This window comes from Glaciecola sp. XM2, assembly GCF_018595715.1.
Taxonomy (GTDB): domain Bacteria; phylum Pseudomonadota; class Gammaproteobacteria; order Enterobacterales; family Alteromonadaceae; genus Glaciecola.
Map to the genome: position 1 here is coordinate 79,258 of NZ_JAHEOJ010000021.1, position 17,516 is coordinate 96,773.

The following is a 17,516-nucleotide window of genomic DNA, read 5'->3' on the forward strand; positions in this document are numbered from 1 at the left end:
ACCCAGTCATAGATACAATTCTAGAATCGATAGAGCGTGCAAGATCAACGCTTATATTTGAGTTCACCATTTACCCACGTTTCAAGCACTTGAGTATCCCGAATTGCAGCGGGTGCAGCTTCAAAAATATCCGTATCAATCACAATAAAGTCCGCTTTTTTGCCGACTTCTAGCGTGCCAATCATATCCTCTTGAAACCCAGAGTACGCCGCATCTAATGTGAAGCCTTTAAAGGCCTGTAAGCGGGTAACGGCCTCGTGAGCTAGCCAACCACCCTTTGGCTCAGAATTTGCCTGTTGTCGAGTGACTGCGGCGTGTAGGCCATGAAATGGGTTAGCGAGCTCAACGGGAAAGTCACTACCAAATGCAATGCGAGACCCTTGTGCCAAGAATGTCTGCCAGGCATACGCACCTTTAAGGCGTTCCTTTCCAACGCGATCTTCTGCCATGTTCATATCGCTGGTTGCATGTGTCGGTTGCATAGATGGAATAATACCGTGCTGTGCAAATAGTGGAATGTCTTCTACGGCGATAACTTGTGCGTGCTCAACACGATGTCGTGATACATTTTGTGGAAAGTTTTCGAATGATTTAATAAATTGTTGCAAAGCTAAACGGTTGGCTCGGTCACCGATTGCATGAAAATTTAATTGAAAATTCGCACCGATTACCGTGTTAAACAGCATCGGTAAACTCTCTTCTGGAGTAACGAGTAAGCCTACATTATCTGGATCGTCTGAATACGGTTCAAGTAAAGCTGCTCCTCTGCTACCTAACGCGCCATCGCCATAGGCCTTCACGCTACGAATAGATAAAAAACCTTGCTCGTCGTTAAAATGTCCTTCTTTTAACATTCGCTCGATATTTGGCTCTGTCGCAGATAGCATTGCGTAAATACGAAAATCTAGCTCATTGTTGTTAGCTTGCTGTATATAGAAGTTCCTGACGGTTTCTGTAATGCCAGCATCGTGTGCGCTCGTAATACCTAGCGATAGTAAGCGCTGACCAGCAAGGTTGAGCCGCTTCTTATAACCGTCGGTCGAAAGTTTAGGAATTAACTTGTATACGAGGTAGCTAGCATTATCAATGAGTAAACCAGTAGGCTGCCCTGCATCATCTTTTACAATTTCACCACCGGTAACTTGCGGGGTATCGGCATTGATCCCAGCCATTGCTAGCGCCTTTGAGTTGACCCAATCGGCATGACCGTCCACTCTGCTCATGATGACTGGCGTATCTGGAAACGCTTGATCTAAGCTCTCTTTTGATGGAAAGGTTTTGTTATCCCACAAAACTTGGTTCCATCCTCTTCCCATTATCCATCCATTGCCTTGTGAACCGCGCGCGCTAATATGGTTCTTGATGCGTTCAACGGCCTCAGCTTCACTTGTTGTGCCGCGCAGGTCCACCTGAAACAGGTTTTCTCCTAGTCCTAAAATATGTCCGTGAGCGTCAATTAAACCCGGTATAATAACCGCATTTTGCATGTCGATACGCTCAACATCGTTTGGTACCTGTAAGTTATGTCCAACGCCTTGCACAATGTCGTCCACTATATACAGCTGAGAAAAGGCAAGCATTTCACCATCGGAATTTAAGGTATAGCCGGTTGCATTAGTGTAAACGCGAGATGCCGCACCTACGTCAACAGGCGTTATAAGGGTAAGAAAGCTGATGATGAGCGTCAGCGAATAAATTAATTTCATGCTTTATATCCTTGTTGCAAGACCCAAACTGGGCAAAGTGTCCAAACAGTCATACTCCCAAATCTTATGCATGCTTGTTTGGCTGATATTGCCACCTGAGATAATAACCATTACACGCTTTTTTGTTTGTTGTTGAGATAAATAATTAACAACAGCTTGCATGGTCATCGCGCAGGTGGGTTCTATATGTAGTTTTAGTAGATGTTGTAACCATTGTGTCCAATAAATGATAGAGGATTCATCGACTTCATGAAAGGCATCGACACTTTTTAAAATCTCGAAGGTATGCTCACCAACACTTGGCGTTGCAGCGCCGTCAGCAAGTGTATTGGGCGCCTCAGTTAGGCTCATTATGCGGTTTTCTCTGAGGGAACGCGCCGCATCATTTGCTGCAAGCGGCTCTGCACCCACAACGTCAATATTCTTATTCAATGCTCGTGCGGTAACAATGGTACCGCTTAATAGACCACCGCCACCACACGGCGCTGCAATCATGTCGATATCATCGACCTGTTTTAATGCTTCAAGAGCAGCAGTGCCTTGTCCTGCGATGATATACGGATGATTAAATGGTGGTATCCAAACCACACCCTCTTGTTCGCTTGCAGCTTTAACGGCAACATCTGCCTGCACTCGAGTGTCAAAGCGGTTTAAGGTTGCGCCATATGATTCAGTTGCGGCAGCCTTGATGGGGGATATGTTTTTAGCGCTATAAATGGTCACCGGGACATTGAAGAGTCTGCCAGCATAAGCCACGGCTTGTGCATGATTACCGGATGAATTGGCAACAATATGTTTGGGTAATGCATTGTGCTTTTTTAATTGCGACAAAAAGTGGATTGCGCCTCTTAGCTTAAACGCGCCAGTCGTTTGTAAGCACTCAGCTTTAAAAAAAATCTCATGTCCCAACCACCCATTTAACAGACTCGATTGCATGATGGGGGTGCGTTGTATATATGGCGAGATAAGAGTTTGTGCCTGCTTGATATCGTCAAAAGTTACCATGATGTCAATCTCAAATTATGAATAAAGGAGCAAAGTTGGTTGATGTGTTTTTTTGGCTTTTGCTTTTTGGCCTATTAAACCGCCTGCATTAGCATTCAGCATCGCTATGCTGACAAAGGAAAATGAATAAATCGTTAAATAGACTGATCATTGGTCAGCGTTTAAGGGTATGTTAAACACACATTTAGATTAGCACAAACAGGTCTTACATGAATAAAAAATATAGCGCAATTGTGCTAGGAGCTACCGGTTTAGTTGGTAAGGCCTTGGTCAATCAATTGTGCCAAGATGATCGTTATGCCACGGTAACTTGTTTAGTCCGAGCGCCTCTAAGCCAGTCTGATTACCATGATCCAATGAAGAAAATTCAGGCGCTAGTCATCGACTTTGATTTATTGCAGGATTACCAAGGGTACTTTTCAGTTGATCATGTGTATTGTTGTTTAGGGACTACCCTGAAGCAGGCTGGCAGTAAGCGTGCTTTTAGGCGTGTCGATTTTGAGTTTGTTCATGTATGCGCTCAGCTCGCAAGAGCCCAAAGAGCCGCCAGTTTTGTATGGATTTCGTCGATAGGCGCTAATGCAAGAAGCAAGCAGTTTTATTTGCGAGTGAAAGGCGAACTCGAGAATGCGATTTTAACCATGCCGCAGTTAAACCATCCAGCAGCAGTAAGACCACCTTTGTTAGACGGACAGCGCAAATTGCACAGACCAGGGGAATCATTTGCGCTAAAACTGCTTAAAATTCTAGATCCACTCATGTTGGGACCGTTAAAAAAGTATCGTCCCGTTTTGCCTCAGCAGGTTGCCAGTGAAATGATAAATTTACAGGTTTTTTAATTCTTTAAAGATAAACGCTAAAGAAAAGCACGCGATCAGTGGATATAAAGATATACAACGAAATTATATTCAACGATGTAAAGCGGGTGATGACAATGAAAAATGCAATTCCAGCGTCTACAAAAGCGTTATTCAGCAATGTACAAGTTGAGAAGTTTTGGTGGGATGGCGTTCAGGTCAACATCCCATTTCACTGCGTTTATGCGGTAATTCCAAATCCTGTGGCGGATCATTACACTCATATAAATGGTTTTGAAGTGCCAATTTTAGCCCTTGGTAACTATCATATTCCCATTTGGGATCCCATGCATAAAGCATTAAACAGTATGCCTAAGTTTGCAGTGGTGCTTACTCATCAAGAGGGAGATAAGTTTGCGTTATATGCTTATCCAGCGGATTGTATTGATGAGCCGTTCTCTATGTCCTATGACGAATGGTTTGCGCGACAAAAGATCAGCTAGCGCATCGCACCGAAATCGTAACTTTCTCCAATCTTTAGTGGAAATCCCTTATTAAATCCGCATAATACGCACCCGTTTAGTTTTCAGGAGCCGCAGGTGGAAAATCAGTATGTCATTGCTGAGGTATTTGGTGCGATTGCGGTTGTTTTCAACTTCATTGGTTATCGACAACAAGATATCAATCGGTATCGTCTTATTTCGGCTATTGCTTTGGCTGCCGTTAGTACCCACTTTTTTATGCTTGGCGCGTTAGCCGCTGGCATTGGTACTGCGCTGGCGAGTGTTCGAAATATTATTGCTATTTATTACCGTGGCAATAGTGTTCTTGCTTTGTTTGTTGTGCTCAATATTGCCTTCTTTGTATATGAATGGGGCTATTTGGATAGCCCTTGGATTATTATTATTGCATATACCTCTTCGATGATTTTTACGGTGGGGTCTATCGTATTCACCCAGGCTGCTCAGGTAAGAAAATGGTTTATTTTTGCTGAAGGACTTGGGCTGGTTTATGCAATTTTGGTAGGAAGCATTTTTGGTACGATCTTTAACATCACAAACTTATGCAGCATTTTTTACGTGTTGTATCGTGATAAGAAAAATGCGTCGAATGATTTAGAGACAAAAAAAACGCCGGATTAACCGGCGTTCTCTCAAATATATAAACCGTTAGTCTTTCTTAACTAAGATAGAAACGTTTCTAATACCTGCTAATTTTACTTGGTCCATGACTTCTACCACAATACCATGCTCAGTATTTTCATGAGCTTGAATAGCAGCCGTTTCAGTGGCGTTTTCAGCTAGATATGTCTGCGTGTTAGCAACAACACGACGAATATCAACAATACGTCCACCCATCATGATTTGCCCTGTATCATCGATACGAATAGACAACGCTTTGCTTGGCGTGTTCGTTGGCGTGTTATCTTTTGGACGGTTCGCACTTAAACCTTTCTCAGATGAAAAAGTCGTTGTTACGATAAAAAATATTAGCATTATGAACACTATGTCTAGCATCGGTGTCATGTCGATTTGCGCGTCATCATCCGCGGCTGTATGCTTTTTTCTCTTCATTATTCACAGCTCTCTTACTTACTTATCGCTATAGTATATCTATTCAAACCAAAATGCATAGAGCAAAGGCGTAATTTTCTATAACATTTTTTAAATAATTCACATGATATTTATGCAATCTCGCATTCAGCGGCAATTTGCTTGCACCACGAGGCGATGCGCTCCTCGCTCATATCAAACTGATTTTCATCATCTAAGCTTAACCCTACAAAATATTCGCCGTCTTCGGTTACACCCTTTGAGGCAACAAACTCATACCCTGCGACAGGCCAGTAGCCGACTATGTCGCCACCTAGTACAATCAGTTCGTCATGTAGCATGCCCAATGCATCTTGAAACCAATCTGCATAACCTAGCTGATCACCTAGGCCAAAAAGTGCCAAGATTTTTCCGCTGAAGTTTAAACTAGATATGTCATCCCAAGTAGACTCCCAATCTTCTTGAAGCTCACCAAAATCCCATGTGGAAATGCCAAAAATGACGATGTCATAGTCTTGCGAGCGACTTAATGGTGTATCTTTAATGTCAAAAAGGTCAATTGCTTGGTTGGTAATAGCCTGCAATTGGGCTTGAATTTTTTCGCCGGCCATCTCTGTATAACACGTAGTAGAGCCATAAAAAATTGCCATTCGCTTATTGTTGCTCATAAAACTTTATTTCTCATCTCAATAGCTTATGCAGAAGGTTTGAACACGACCTGACTGCCATCTGCCCTTATCACTTTACAGGCTTTTTCTGTTCCGTCTTGTTCTAGTTGCAGTACGCCAATACTGCATGCATTGATCACGTCTCGCTCACTGCCTTGTGGCTTTCGCTGTTTAACCGACATATTTCGGCGTTTAGTGAGCCAGTTAAGTGGTGAACGGTGTCCATAAAGCCATCTATTCAAGCGTTCAAACCAAGTGAGTAATTTGTCTGGGAATTCATTGTGCATGCCCGAGCATGTGAATTGTAATATCTTTGGACTGTTGCGTCTAAAGCGCAAAGAAATATCGTATACAAACGAGTAGTGAACATCACCTGACAAAATGATAAACAACGGTGGTGTTTTAATATGCCTAAAAATATTTAGCATTACACTAGCGGTGCCTCTATGCGCCATCCAATTCTCTGCATCCACAATCAACGCCCCGCCAAAGGCGGTGAATACGCGTTGAATAGTTTCAATGAATTTAACCCCGTAAACAGGCGCCGCCGACACCATAATAACGGACTTTTTGCCGATGATATTTTGTTGCAACTCACATAATCCCTCCCAGTCCATCAGGCCAGAAGGTTTATTTTTATTTGATTCACTGCGCCATCTTTGGGTGCGAGTATCAAGCACATGCACCGGGGGGCTGGTGTTGAGCTGATAATGCCACTTATCGAATTCAAGCAAAGTATCTATAAATGCATCTTGTTTGTTTAGGCCATCATGAGTAAAAACAGCTTGTGCTTTTTTTACTAAAGGTTTCATTGCGGTATATGGATTGCCAAGTCCTTGGCATAAAAAATACCCACATAGTGCATTACCCACCATCCGTTTTGAAAAGGCGTTGCCGTAGACTTGTTCTTCCCAACCTCTTGTGAGATTCCAGTCGTCAGTCACATCATGATCGTCGAATATCATATAAGTAGGTACGTGGGCGAGGGCGCGCTCTACAGCGTCTAGGCTTGAACAGAAGAGTTCGATGCTTTTCGCTTCTGCGTTGTATTGTGCGGTTAGGGTTTCATTTAAGCCCTGCTTTGTTTCTTTTACAAGGGGCCACAGCCGGCTTGACCATGATAATAAGTACAGCGCAATGACTTCATTTAGCGCAATTAAGTGATTGTGAGCGTTTACCGAGGTGAAAACGGGTTTGCGGGCACCTTTAAAAAAAGCCTTGGTCAGATCATCGTTTTCATCCACTTCAGGAAATAGCTTTTCACGATCATAGAAACTAAATTTATGGTCGGCAAGTTCTGAAGAGTGCTCAATGATACTATCGGTAAAGCTTTCGTGATGTAATCCAAGCAAATCAATCACTTGATTTATGGCATGCAGCATTGGGCCGGCAACATCATCGACGTAGACTTGGTCGCCGGTAAGCAGCAGTAAATCAGGGTAGTCCTCAGGTGTTGTGCCTTGATCGCACTTTTTTAAAAGCTTATCGAGTTGCGGTAAGGCGTCACTCCCTTTGCTAAAATGTGCCTTTCGACAGCTTCCGTGCACCACATTGGTTAGATCTTTTTTCAATGCAAAAGAGAGGTTTTTTTCATATTCATAAAAAATATCAGGTAACAGTTGGTTAAGCGAAGTCAATTTGCCTTGGTCATCTTCAAGGTTCATGTTGTAAGCATACTGAGCGTTTAACGACAGCGTTTGGCTGGGCACCATGCGCACTAAGCGGATAAAACAATGCTTGCCTAAACACAGGCTTAAGACTTCGGTTTTTTTCTCGTCAATACCAATCGCCGCATCATTCTCATCGAATAACTGCGCATGGATGGGGGTGTCATCTTTGGTGACAAGCCAAATGGTAATGACCTTTTCATCAACATGACGCAACATCGGTCCAGCAATAATCGAGGGTATTGAATTATCTGACATATTTTAGTGATCAGGAGCCATAAAAGTCGGTATCATATTCACAGCATATCACGCCAGCAGAGAGATAGAAGTCAGGTGTTAACATCTAAGTGTAAAAAACTGTGTAGATTTATCGTTTGTTTAAGCCCTTTATTGATTTGGAGCTGCTCAAGTGCACAACCACCACGTGTATTGGAGGCTGTTGAGACAACTGGGCAATGGGTACTAGAAGAAAGTGGTGAAACCATGCTAGACCCGCAAACCTCAGGACTGATTAACGATGAAGTCGGACTATGGACCATTTCTGACAGAAGCGCGGATAAAAGCCAGATACAACAATTGCATTTATTAGATAGAGATAGTGGTGCAATAATTAAACGTTACGGACCGATGCGCTTAAGTGCGAAGGTAATTAACAGTTGTTTTGCTACATATCTGGGTGACAACCCAGATTATGAGGCGATTGTTTTGCATCCGTTTAAAAGGAATGCATGGCTTTTAGTCACAGAAGATGCCACGAACAGCCCAATACTAAGTGGCAAATGTGCGGATGACTTTGCCAAAACCGGCTCTACTGAGTATCCAACGCTACTCGTAGAAGTCACCAAGCAAGATGAAGAGCTAATCGTCAGCGGTGTTCGAGCGATACAGTTTCCTCACGAGGCTCAAGTAGGAGACTTTCCTAACGACGGCATAGAGGGCTTATCCATTGCAAAAGACAATACACTGTATCTAGGACTAGAAAAAGATAATGCAGGGCAGCCTAGGGTATTTAAAGTAGCCCTCTCAGCGGATGTGTTCGAGCAGACTGAGCGGTTTTTACAAGTAGAAGATGCTCAGCTCAACATGCCTGTCTTTAGTCAGGGAAATCACCCTATTAACGGCATGGATATATATTATCCGGATGATGCATCAGATGGTTATTTGCTTGCTGCCGCGAGAAATGACAACGAGCTGTGGGTGATTGATTTAACTGCACAGCAGCCAACCACTATTATTCCCCTTGTCTTTTTGGCGCAAAGCGATGATGCCCAATGCGCTACAAATTACAAAATGGATAATGCTTCGATTGAAGGGGTTGCGGTCGCAGATCAGCAACTAATACTGATCAACGACCCTTGGAAGGTTAATTACTTAAAGAATGTCACATGTGAGTCACAGCGCGAGAAGTATGAACGTATGTCTCCGCTTATATTCTCGCTGCCCATTGATTCAAACTGGTTTGTAAAGCGTTAACTTACTTTAAGCGACTAGCGAAGGTCTTTTTAAACTTCGCTAGTTTGGGTGCAACCACCATATTGCAATATACATTTTGAGGGTTATTGCTAAAGTAGTCCTGATGATAATCTTCGGCCTGAAAATATAAACCAAGTGGTTCAACTTCGGTAACCACTTCGCCAGGCCAAATTTCTGCCTCGCGTATTTCTTCAATAATTGCTAGCGCATCCTGCTTTTGTTCATTCGACTTAAAATAGATGCCACTGCGATATTGCGTACCGACATCATTACCTTGACGATTGAGCTGCGTGGGATCATGAAGCGCAAAAAATATTTCAAGAATTTCTCGTCGGCTGATAACGTCAGTATCAAAATTCACTTCAACAACCTCGTTATGCCCAGTGTTACCGGTACATACCGCCTCATAGCTAGGGTTTTCGACAGAACCGTTAGCGTAGCCTGAATAAGCACTCACTACCCCATCAACGCTGTTGAAAGCAGATTCTATGCACCAAAAACAACCGCCACCTAATACAATGGATTCTGTCGCCATATTTGTATGTCTCCTTTTACACTGTAGGATATAAGTGTGTGCCATCGATTCTCTTTTCAAGTCATCTGTTCAACAATTATTTGCGTAACCATCTTTACACTAAGCAAATCAGGTAAATGTAGTGGCATTTAAGATTTTTTATGATGGACAGTGCCCGCTGTGTGAGATTGAAATCGAACATTTGAAGAAGCGCAACACTGAAAATCGATTGGCCTTTGTAGACATCACTGCAGCAGATTTTGCTGACTCATACCCGCACCTTGACTACCAAGCACTTGATGCAAGAATTCATGGGCAACATGAGGATGGTCGGATGGTGGTTGGATTCGATGTTATGCATGAGGCATGGTCAAGAATTGGGGTACGCTGGCTGTATGGCATCACTCGCCTACCCATTTTGCGCAGTGTGTTTGATAAAATATATCTTTTGTTTGCAAAGCGAAGACATAAAATATCTTACCTGCTCACTCGTAAAGAGCGATGTGAAAGCCACTGTGAGAGCAAATTGAAATGAAAAAAAACGTATTACTAATTGGCGCAAGCGGCGGCATTGCCCAAGCACTTATTAAACAGTTTATTAATGATGCAAGCCTTGAACACTTAGTCACTGTCTCGCGGCAAGCTCTTGAACCCTTATCCGCTAACCATGAACATATTCTTATCGACTCAACAGACGAAACGCAGATTAAAGCATTTGTCGACCAGCAAAAAACGAAATTTCAGTTTACTCAGATTGTGTGTTGTACCGGAGTGTTGCATACCTCTGGTAATCAAACATTAAAGCCAGAAAAGCGGCTAGAGGATATGAATTTAGCACAGTTCGAGGAGTACTTTAAAGTTAACACGGTTGTGCCTGCACTTTGGCTCAAATACGCCGTTCATTTAGTTGATAAAGCGCATGCCGTCATTACGGTCTTTAGTGCGCGCGTTGGCAGTATTAGCGAAAATCAATTGGGCGGCTGGTATGGGTATCGCGCCTCAAAAGCTGCGCTCAACATGATTGTAAAAACTGCTGCGGTTGAATACAAAAGAAGAGCGCCAAATACAGTATTGGTGTCTTATCATCCTGGAACCGTAGACACAGAGCTTTCAAAACCGTTTCAAAGTAATGTGAAAGCCAGCAAGCTATTCACGCCAGAGTTTACCGCGCAAAAGCTTATTCTGCATACATCTAATTTAGACCCAGAGGGTTCACCCTATTATTTAGATTGGGATGGAAAAACGATTAACTGGTAGTACGCAAAAATTAAGGCATCGTCTTTGCGTGAATTATGTATTTTGCGTAAAGACTTTTTTGTTAATGGCTGTTAACATCTGCACAAAATAATAAGAAAAAAGGACAACACATGGCAGGTTCAAGAGAGCAATTTGGCTCTAAACTGGGCTTTATTTTAGCCGCAGCCGGATCGGCAGTCGGGATTGGTAACCTAGTTGGGTTTCCAGTGGGCGCTGCTAAAAACGGCGGTGGTGCATTTCTTATCATGTACGCGATTTTCGTCGCTTTCATTTGTCTACCGGTAATGATCGCTGAAATGACCGTTGGGCGGGCATCTCAGAAAGACCCTTTAGGAGCACTAACCAATCTATCAGGACATAACCGAGGTTGGCGTATGGCCGGTTGGTTGTCAATCATCACGCCTTTTATGATTGCCGTCTTTTATCTGGTCATTACGGTTTGGATTTTTGGCTATTTATTTGAATCGTCTATTGGCAACTTAGACGAGCTCGCACAGCCAGAAACCTTTGGTAACTTTATTACCAGTTCGAACCTATTTATATATATGGCCGGCGTTGTGGCAATCATCTATGCCATATTGCGCGGCGGTGTAAAAGAAGGGATTGAAAAAGCGGCGAAGATACTGATGCCAGCATTATTCATTATGCTTATCATTTTAGTGGTGTTTGTATTAACCCGCGAAAACGCTTTTGCAGGCGTTAGATACTATCTGATCCCTGATATAAGCAAAATTGATGCTGGTGTTGTCAACGGTGCGTTAGCACAAGCTTTCTTCTCACTGTCTCTTGGTATGGGGATCATGATTACCTATGGCAGTTATATTGATACGAGAGCCAACTTACCTAGCTCTGCGAAACTTGTAGCACTTACTGATACCGCTGTTGCCTTCGCTGCTGGCCTAATGATTTTACCCGCAATCTTTTCTTTCAACCCAGAAGTTAACCCAGATGAGTTAAGTGAGTCGTCGATATCGATGATCTTTTCTTACTTACCGCAAATCTTTTTAGAGTTGCAGAACTCAATTGGGTACTTTGGCGCCAGTGCAGTAGCAAGCTTCTTCTTCTTGCTTGTTTTCTTTGCTGCCATTACTTCCATTGTTTCTATATTCGAGGTGCCGGTTGCTGCACTCATGAGTGAGAAGGGGATGGAGCGGAAGAAGGCATTGTTATTATGCGTTAGCTTGCTAATTGTGTTCTCGGCGTTTTGCGCGCTGTCATTTGGCTTCGTTGAGTTCTTTACGAACTTTGTCAGCTATGCAGGCGCCGATCGTTCGTTCTTCGATTTAGTATATGACGTTTTTTACGACACAATCTTACCGTTGAATGGACTGTTAATTTGCTTGTTTGTTATTTACCGCTGGAAAAAACACAACTTTAATGAAGAATTGGACCGAGGCGCACCAGAGTTTAAAAACAGTCTGTTTGAGCGTTATGTCAACTTCTCACTGGGTACGTTTATCCCAGGCATTTTGTTGCTTATTTTTGTTAACACGGTAGCACTTAAATATTTCGGTGTAGCGCTTATTGGTTAGCGCTTATCCGATAACATATCGTAGGGACTGGGGTAGCGCAATGTTACCCCAAGGCTCTTAAAACTTTCACTTGCATCAATAATCTTACTAGCTGTATCCCCATCATTAATAAACTTAGGGCTTGATAATCCCATCTGCTGAGCCGCCCAAGTATAATAGTCTTTGCGAGTGGGATGGTCAGTTGCGCACGCATGAAATATCTTGCCTACGTGTTTGTGCTTCATAATGCTAAAAATGCACTGTATGGCGTCAAATTGATGCACTAAATTTACAACCGCGTTGCCACCGGTAATTTCCTCTCGTTTAACTAATGAGGTAACTGGATGGCGGATGTCACTTGCTTGAATATCTGCTTGGGGGCCAATTAATCCGGCTAATCGAATCACGCAAGACTTATCGGTAAATACATTCAATAGGTACTGTTCTAATTGTGAGTGCGCAATGGCGGAATTAGATACTGGCATCACTGGGCTTGATTCATTCAAAACGCCATGTTGCTCCCCGAAAACCGAGGTGGTGCTAACAAACGTTAAATGTGATGCGCCATGAGTAAATGCATGAGAAATAAGCGAGGAAATAGCATCAATGTAACGCTTTGCCTCAATATTGCGCCGTCCAGGCGCAATATTGATGATCAACTGCCTATTTTCGAAAAACGCGGCAGGAAGTTGCTCTGCAATGGCGTCATCGAACACATCAAATAATAGCGCTTTGAAACCCTCTTGCTCTAAACGCTGGCGTTTCTCGGGGGTTCTTGTAGTACCGATAACATCGCCTCCAGCGTCCTGAATATTGCGAGCTAGCGGTAATCCAAGCCACCCTAGGCCAATAATTGATGCTTGCATTAGATGTTAAGCCTTCAAACGATTTACAGCTTGGTACTCAAAGAAGTCTAAATCTTGCAGTCCGTCAATATTGTTTAGCTGACTTTCTTGTATGTCTAATAGCTCAATACTGTCACACAGCGCTTGTGCATCGTCAGCTAATTTTTGCGATTCAGTTTCGATGGTAGCTTCTAATTGGTCACCTAAATTATTCATTTTACTTTCTAACTCCTGTAGCCCTCCATTTCCTGAAAGCATACCCTTACCCAATGCGATAAACATTTCTGCCATTGCGGTAGCAAGTAAATCTTCGACCGCTGCGTCAATTTCTTTTTCTAACTCGCTTTTACCGGTTTCATTGAGTCCGAATACATCGCCTTTAAAGGTGATAGCGTTTGGCGTTTGATATATATGCGCGTCCAGTTTTTGCTTTAACGCAGTAAGCTTCTCATTTAAAAGCTTCACTAGCCTGCTGTCCTGTCCAAGTAATCCAGTAAATACCTCGGTAAGCGCAAAATTTGTTAATTCAATGGCATTTGCCGCAAGCTCAATAGCGCGCGGCACAGCGTATTCTATTCCTTCTACGTAGCTTGTCACGCGAGCTTGCTCGTTGGTGTTTAGGACGAGTGTACGACCATTGACCGTCGCTTCACCTGAACGATTTAATACAATAACCGCATCATTTTCATCCGATAAGGTAACCTGGCCGTCTACTAAGACTAAGTCTCCTTGCAGCCTAACCTCACACGCATCATTTTGTAAATTGTGTCCGACTGCGTTGTGACTAAACATTGAGATAAAGCCAACAGCGACAAGAATTGTTTTATGCATTTTCATAGTATTTCCTTAAGCAACCAAGCGGTGAAACGATAGTGCAGTTTGTGAACTGTCAATTCTGGAATAGCAAATATTAGACCAAGTAAATATGCTCTATAAAACAAACAGTTAAAAATCCAATAGAACACTTTTTTGTTAATATAGTCAGTAAAAGGTGAAAATGCGATAAAATTCGCAAAATTGACCAAGATCATTATTGTTTAAAAAATACTTTTGTCGCATAGTGATTTTTGAACGTTTCGGGCATAATAGCCGCCGTTTTTATTTAATCAGGAACCCTTATGAATGAATTAGTTGGCACGGTATTGTTTGGTGTGATGATGCTGGCATTAGTGCTTGGTTTAAGCTGTATTGTCATGGCCATTATTTCTACTAAGAAGGGCCAAGAAGCCTTCCAAGAACGCATTGAATATGGCTTTTTAGGTGTAACAGGTCTGGTGATCACTGGCTTGTTAGCTTACGCATTAAGCTAAAACCTCTATTTCAAGACAGTTTAAGCGCAAACACGAAATAAGATGACGTAATTACTTTTCCGTTTTTAACGTAGTAATTCGCTATCTTGTTTTGTGTTAGTAATGCGTTGGTATGTTCTTAAGTTAAAATAAGGCATCATTGATAAAATATGATCAAAAATATCTGCCTGAATCCCCTCGTATTCAACCCAATTCTGATTTTTACTAAAACAATACACCTCAAGCGGTAATCCGGTTTCTTTAGGTGGCAACTGACGAACCATGCAGGTCATATCGTGGTTGATGTCTTTGTGTTGTGCTAAATACTCCTTAATATAGGCTCTGAACGTGCCAATATTTGTAAGCTTGCGCCCGTTAATAATATCTAACTGTTTATTTGTTAGCTCCTTTGAGTCTTCTTCTAAAAGCAACTTTTTGCTGGCTAGATAAGGCTGCAAAATAGCGAGCTTTTGCCATCTCATTAAGTCTTCTTCGTTTGCAAATTGCAGGCTTTGCAGGTCTATATAAATCGCGCGTTTTATTCTGCGTCCACCAGACTCGCTCATCCCTCGCCAGTTTTTAATCGCTTCGGTGATAAGGCTGTATGAGGGAAGGGTGCTTATGGTTTTATCCCAATTCTGAACTTTCACGACTGTGAGGCCGATTTCGAGGATTTCACCATCAACGTTATACTTTGGCATTTCAATCCAGTCGCCAGTATTGAACATGCGGTTAGCTGCAATCTGAATGCCCGCTACAAACCCTAAAATAGTATCTCTGAAAATCAGCAGCAGCACCGCGGCAATGGCAGTAAGACCTGATAATAAGTATATCGGGCTTTTACCTAGCAACAGTGAGATGAGCAAGAAAATCAGTGCAAGGGTAAACAGTAAGCGCCCAACTTGTATAAATCCGGTGATAGGCGCTTTCTTTGCAAAGCGGGTGGACTTATATATTTGTTCTGTCGCACTTAGGCATGCTTGCGCGACAAAATAAACACCGAGCATAATATAGATAATGCTTAGGTTGTTAACGACCTGATACATCTGGCTGTCAACAATTAAGAAGGCATTTATTCCAAAGTATACGATGAGCCCTGGTACCAGCATGGCAAGTCGTCGAAACACGCCATTGTGCAACAATGTGTCGTCCCAAGTAGACTTGGAAAAGTTGACTAATCTGGCAACCTTAAAGCGCAGCACAAAAAGCGCAACCAGCCATCCTAATACAGCAGCCCCGATTAGCACCCCTAAGCCAAGCCATTGATGCACTAAACTACCCGCTTGGGTGCTTAGACCAAGATATTCGGCTAACTTGGTAATAACCTCGTTAAAATAAGAAGCGGTTTGCTGTGCTGCACTAATCGTTTGCATCTAATTCATCCAAGCACGCATGCGTGCGTTCTTCTTTTCCCAAAGCGTATTTAACCATTGTTGGAAATGGCTTTGAAACGCTTGATTATTAAAGTAATCACCGATTAACTCATCTGTAACAGGTAAGGTAGTTACATCAATTACTATCTTTGTCATTCTGCCACACAACATATCCATCATTGGGTGACGAGAGTCGGGATAAGCCAATGTTATATCAAGAATATTACTAAAAAGCTCACCCATTGCTGAAAGCGTAAAGGCAACGCCCCCAGCTTTCGGTCGCATTAGATGTGAAAAAGGACTTTGCTTGAGTTTGTGCTTTTGTGGTGTAAAACGAGTGCCTTCAACAAAGTTGATGACGGTAGTCGGTTTATGTTTGTAGCGCATACAGTATTTTTTAGTTGTTTCGATATCTTTGCCTCTTAAATGCGGATTCTTTTGCACAAAGGCTTGCGAATAGCGCCGCATAAAAGGCATGTCTAATGCCCAGGCGGCTATGCCAACAAAAGGTAGCCAAATGAGTTCTTTTTTGAGAAAAAACTTAGGAGGTGGGATACGCGGTGCGCAGAAATCGATAAGTAAAATAATATCCAGATAGCTAATATGATTGGCCGTTATCAAATACCATTTCTGTTTCGACAAGGCTTCGTCAATTTCTATGCGTATCTCTATGCGATTAAATGCTTTTATGATGGCAACGCTAAAAATGCCAAAGGAAAAATATAAGCGGTGCATCACATTTAGCAGGATTTCTTGGACACTTCTAATAGGAATAATGAGTTTAATTAACCCAAAAAATATGACTAATCCACCCCATAGTGCCAAATTACAAAGTTGAATTGTGAGATGAATAGGAAAGATTAGAAAGCTTCTAAGTTTTGTCATGTAGATTGATGCTCATCGTTAAGTTGCTGGAGTTTAGCATCTTTATCGTGCCAGAGCGCATTCACGTAGTTTTGAAAAGTTTGTTTATGCTGGTCGTCTTCAAAGTATGCTTCTGAGAAGATGCCGTCATCATAGAGTTGCTTTATGTCGATCGTTTCAATATCCACAACAATCTTATTCACTTTTCCGCTAATAAAATCCCAATAGCTAGGAATGCCATCTGGATAAAATAAAGTAACATTGACCAGTTTATCAAGGCGCTCCCCCATGGCACTTAAAACAAATGCGATACCGCCTGATTTGGGAGGCAACAGGTGTTTATATGGATCCCCTGGCTTTTGTTTGGAAGGTTCGAAGCGAGTGCCTTCTACAAAATTCATAATACTGACCGGCTTAAACTCAAATTTTTCGCATGCTCTTTTGGTAGTTTCAAGATCCTTACCTTTTAAATGTGGATGCTTTTCAAGATAAGCACGACTGTAACGTTGCATAAATGGGAAATCTAAGGCCCACCAAGCCAGTCCCAAAAATGGAACATAAATGAGATTCTTTTTGAGGAAAAACTTCAAAAATGGAATGTTTCGGTTAAAAACACGTTGGAGCACTAAAATATCCACCCAAGACTGATGATTCGAGATCACTAAATACCAATTGTTGAGAGAGAGGTCAGGCTTAGCTTTTATCTCAAACTTTGTGCGAGAAAAAATGCTTTGGTTAAGATTGTTCACGCTTATCCAAAGGGTTGCAATGCTATCTACTACTTTGGACATCCATTTGCGCCAAGTAGGCTGAGGTATAAGCTTGAAAATGGAGAAAAATAACAGCGGGATGACGAGCATGACCGTGTTGATAAAATATAACACCACTGCGATGGTGCCGTTTACTAAGTGCAAAAATGGCTTCATATTGTTTTTATTTTAGCGGCGATAGTCGCGTAATTATACTCATAAACAAGCGCAATCCTAGTCACTCA

At 42.3% G+C, this 17,516-nt stretch carries 19 protein-coding genes; 8 read left to right on the forward strand and 11 right to left on the reverse strand.

What is annotated here, in order from left to right; genetic code table 11:
- Window positions 1-44 precede the first annotated feature (44 nt).
- Window positions 45-1,706, reverse strand: coding sequence for an amidohydrolase (locus KJ365_RS09485; RefSeq protein ID WP_214451417.1), 1,662 nt, complete (start codon window positions 1,704-1,706; stop codon window positions 45-47).
- A 3-nt stretch (window positions 1,707-1,709) separates the two neighbouring features.
- Complete coding sequence (locus KJ365_RS09490; RefSeq protein ID WP_214451418.1) at window positions 1,710-2,711, reverse strand: serine/threonine dehydratase; 1,002 nt, start codon at window positions 2,709-2,711, stop codon at window positions 1,710-1,712.
- 209 nt (window positions 2,712-2,920) lie between these two features.
- Here KJ365_RS09490 and KJ365_RS09495 point away from each other — a divergent pair, with 209 nt between their 5' ends.
- From KJ365_RS09495 to KJ365_RS09505, 3 genes are all read left to right on the forward strand, one after another.
- Window positions 2,921-3,550, forward strand: a complete 630-nt coding sequence (locus KJ365_RS09495; RefSeq protein ID WP_214451419.1) for an NAD(P)H-binding protein — start codon at window positions 2,921-2,923, stop codon at window positions 3,548-3,550.
- Between the two features lie 95 nt (window positions 3,551-3,645).
- Window positions 3,646-4,011, forward strand: coding sequence for a hypothetical protein (locus tag KJ365_RS09500; protein ID WP_214451420.1), 366 nt, complete (start codon window positions 3,646-3,648; stop codon window positions 4,009-4,011).
- 96 nt (window positions 4,012-4,107) lie between these two features.
- Window positions 4,108-4,650 (forward strand): YgjV family protein, encoded by a 543-nt coding sequence (locus KJ365_RS09505; RefSeq protein WP_214451421.1) that lies wholly within the window; start codon window positions 4,108-4,110, stop codon window positions 4,648-4,650.
- A gap of 27 nt (window positions 4,651-4,677) precedes the next feature.
- Here the strand turns inward: KJ365_RS09505 and KJ365_RS09510 are convergent, their stop codons facing one another.
- The 3 genes from KJ365_RS09510 to KJ365_RS09520 form a co-directional block, all read right to left on the reverse strand.
- Window positions 4,678-5,082: an ExbD/TolR family protein gene (locus tag KJ365_RS09510; RefSeq protein ID WP_214451422.1), complete on the reverse strand. Its 405-nt coding sequence runs from the start codon at window positions 5,080-5,082 to the stop codon at window positions 4,678-4,680.
- 110 nt (window positions 5,083-5,192) lie between these two features.
- The gene (fldB, locus tag KJ365_RS09515) at window positions 5,193-5,729 is read right to left on the reverse strand and encodes a flavodoxin FldB (RefSeq protein WP_214451423.1); all 537 of its coding nucleotides are present in this window, start codon (window positions 5,727-5,729) and stop codon (window positions 5,193-5,195) included.
- A 26-nt stretch (window positions 5,730-5,755) separates the two neighbouring features.
- Window positions 5,756-7,654 (reverse strand): metallophosphoesterase family protein, encoded by a 1,899-nt coding sequence (locus KJ365_RS09520; RefSeq protein ID WP_250884135.1) that lies wholly within the window; start codon window positions 7,652-7,654, stop codon window positions 5,756-5,758.
- Window positions 7,655-7,786: 132 nt separating this feature from the next.
- Between KJ365_RS09520 and KJ365_RS09525 the strand changes: the two genes are divergently transcribed.
- Window positions 7,787-8,869, forward strand: a complete 1,083-nt coding sequence (locus tag KJ365_RS09525; RefSeq protein ID WP_214451424.1) for a hypothetical protein — start codon at window positions 7,787-7,789, stop codon at window positions 8,867-8,869.
- 1 nt (window position 8,870) lies between these two features.
- Here the strand turns inward: KJ365_RS09525 and msrA are convergent, their stop codons facing one another.
- Entirely contained in the window at window positions 8,871-9,404 is a 534-nt protein-coding gene (gene msrA, locus KJ365_RS09530; RefSeq protein WP_214451425.1) for a peptide-methionine (S)-S-oxide reductase MsrA, read from the reverse strand.
- Between the two features lie 121 nt (window positions 9,405-9,525).
- Between msrA and KJ365_RS09535 the strand changes: the two genes are divergently transcribed.
- From KJ365_RS09535 to KJ365_RS09545, 3 genes are all read left to right on the forward strand, one after another.
- Window positions 9,526-9,918, forward strand: coding sequence for a thiol-disulfide oxidoreductase DCC family protein (locus KJ365_RS09535; RefSeq protein ID WP_214451426.1), 393 nt, complete (start codon window positions 9,526-9,528; stop codon window positions 9,916-9,918).
- Window positions 9,915-10,640, forward strand: coding sequence for an SDR family NAD(P)-dependent oxidoreductase (locus KJ365_RS09540; RefSeq protein ID WP_214451427.1), 726 nt, complete (start codon window positions 9,915-9,917; stop codon window positions 10,638-10,640). The genes KJ365_RS09535 and KJ365_RS09540 overlap by 4 nt, the downstream gene beginning before the upstream one ends.
- Window positions 10,641-10,750: 110 nt before the next feature.
- Complete coding sequence (locus KJ365_RS09545; protein WP_214451428.1) at window positions 10,751-12,172, forward strand: sodium-dependent transporter; 1,422 nt, start codon at window positions 10,751-10,753, stop codon at window positions 12,170-12,172.
- Here KJ365_RS09545 and KJ365_RS09550 read toward each other — a convergent pair.
- Together KJ365_RS09550 and KJ365_RS09555 are read right to left on the reverse strand one after the other, a co-directional pair.
- Complete coding sequence (locus KJ365_RS09550) at window positions 12,169-13,017, reverse strand: SDR family oxidoreductase (RefSeq protein WP_214451429.1); 849 nt, start codon at window positions 13,015-13,017, stop codon at window positions 12,169-12,171. The genes KJ365_RS09545 and KJ365_RS09550 overlap by 4 nt on opposite strands.
- 6 nt (window positions 13,018-13,023) lie before the next feature.
- Window positions 13,024-13,833: a DUF2884 family protein gene (locus tag KJ365_RS09555; protein ID WP_214451430.1), complete on the reverse strand. Its 810-nt coding sequence runs from the start codon at window positions 13,831-13,833 to the stop codon at window positions 13,024-13,026.
- A gap of 281 nt (window positions 13,834-14,114) precedes the next feature.
- Between KJ365_RS09555 and KJ365_RS09560 the strand changes: the two genes are divergently transcribed.
- Window positions 14,115-14,306, forward strand: a complete 192-nt coding sequence (locus KJ365_RS09560; RefSeq protein ID WP_214451431.1) for a hypothetical protein — start codon at window positions 14,115-14,117, stop codon at window positions 14,304-14,306.
- 65 nt (window positions 14,307-14,371) lie between these two features.
- On the opposite strand, the gene KJ365_RS09565 is transcribed toward KJ365_RS09560, so the two are convergent.
- From KJ365_RS09565 to yihG (KJ365_RS09575), 3 genes are read right to left on the reverse strand one after another with little or no spacing between them, the layout of a single operon-like run.
- Window positions 14,372-15,658, reverse strand: a complete 1,287-nt coding sequence (locus tag KJ365_RS09565; protein WP_214451432.1) for a mechanosensitive ion channel family protein — start codon at window positions 15,656-15,658, stop codon at window positions 14,372-14,374.
- A complete protein-coding gene (gene yihG, locus KJ365_RS09570) occupies window positions 15,659-16,543 on the reverse strand; it encodes a 1-acylglycerol-3-phosphate O-acyltransferase, YihG family (protein ID WP_214451433.1) in 885 nt (294 codons plus the stop codon).
- The gene (gene yihG / locus KJ365_RS09575) at window positions 16,540-17,448 is read right to left on the reverse strand and encodes a 1-acylglycerol-3-phosphate O-acyltransferase, YihG family (protein ID WP_214451434.1); all 909 of its coding nucleotides are present in this window, start codon (window positions 17,446-17,448) and stop codon (window positions 16,540-16,542) included. The genes yihG (KJ365_RS09570) and yihG (KJ365_RS09575) overlap by 4 nt, the downstream gene beginning before the upstream one ends.
- Between the last annotated feature and the right edge of the window lie 68 nt (window positions 17,449-17,516).

What these genes read in the sequence shown, in the direction of transcription:
- KJ365_RS09485 (WP_214451417.1), bottom strand. Translation starts at nt 1,706, where the DNA reads ATGAAATTAATTTATTCGCTGACGCTCATCATCAGCTTTCTTACCCTT.
- KJ365_RS09510 (WP_214451422.1), bottom strand. Translation starts at nt 5,082, where the DNA reads ATGAAGAGAAAAAAGCATACAGCCGCGGATGATGACGCGCAAATCGAC.
- KJ365_RS09490 (WP_214451418.1), bottom strand. Translation starts at nt 2,711, where the DNA reads ATGGTAACTTTTGACGATATCAAGCAGGCACAAACTCTTATCTCGCCA.
- yihG (WP_214451433.1), bottom strand. Translation starts at nt 16,543, where the DNA reads ATGACAAAACTTAGAAGCTTTCTAATCTTTCCTATTCATCTCACAATT.
- KJ365_RS09520 (WP_250884135.1), bottom strand. Translation starts at nt 7,654, where the DNA reads ATGTCAGATAATTCAATACCCTCGATTATTGCTGGACCGATGTTGCGT.
- KJ365_RS09540 (WP_214451427.1), top strand. Translation starts at nt 9,915, where the DNA reads ATGAAAAAAAACGTATTACTAATTGGCGCAAGCGGCGGCATTGCCCAA.
- KJ365_RS09555 (WP_214451430.1), bottom strand. Translation starts at nt 13,833, where the DNA reads ATGAAAATGCATAAAACAATTCTTGTCGCTGTTGGCTTTATCTCAATG.
- msrA (WP_214451425.1), bottom strand. Translation starts at nt 9,404, where the DNA reads ATGGCGACAGAATCCATTGTATTAGGTGGCGGTTGTTTTTGGTGCATA.
- KJ365_RS09550 (WP_214451429.1), bottom strand. Translation starts at nt 13,017, where the DNA reads ATGCAAGCATCAATTATTGGCCTAGGGTGGCTTGGATTACCGCTAGCT.
- fldB (WP_214451423.1), bottom strand. Translation starts at nt 5,729, where the DNA reads ATGAGCAACAATAAGCGAATGGCAATTTTTTATGGCTCTACTACGTGT.
- yihG (WP_214451434.1), bottom strand. Translation starts at nt 17,448, where the DNA reads ATGAAGCCATTTTTGCACTTAGTAAACGGCACCATCGCAGTGGTGTTA.
- KJ365_RS09500 (WP_214451420.1), top strand. Translation starts at nt 3,646, where the DNA reads ATGAAAAATGCAATTCCAGCGTCTACAAAAGCGTTATTCAGCAATGTA.
- KJ365_RS09565 (WP_214451432.1), bottom strand. Translation starts at nt 15,658, where the DNA reads ATGCAAACGATTAGTGCAGCACAGCAAACCGCTTCTTATTTTAACGAG.
- KJ365_RS09495 (WP_214451419.1), top strand. Translation starts at nt 2,921, where the DNA reads ATGAATAAAAAATATAGCGCAATTGTGCTAGGAGCTACCGGTTTAGTT.
- KJ365_RS09545 (WP_214451428.1), top strand. Translation starts at nt 10,751, where the DNA reads ATGGCAGGTTCAAGAGAGCAATTTGGCTCTAAACTGGGCTTTATTTTA.
- KJ365_RS09560 (WP_214451431.1), top strand. Translation starts at nt 14,115, where the DNA reads ATGAATGAATTAGTTGGCACGGTATTGTTTGGTGTGATGATGCTGGCA.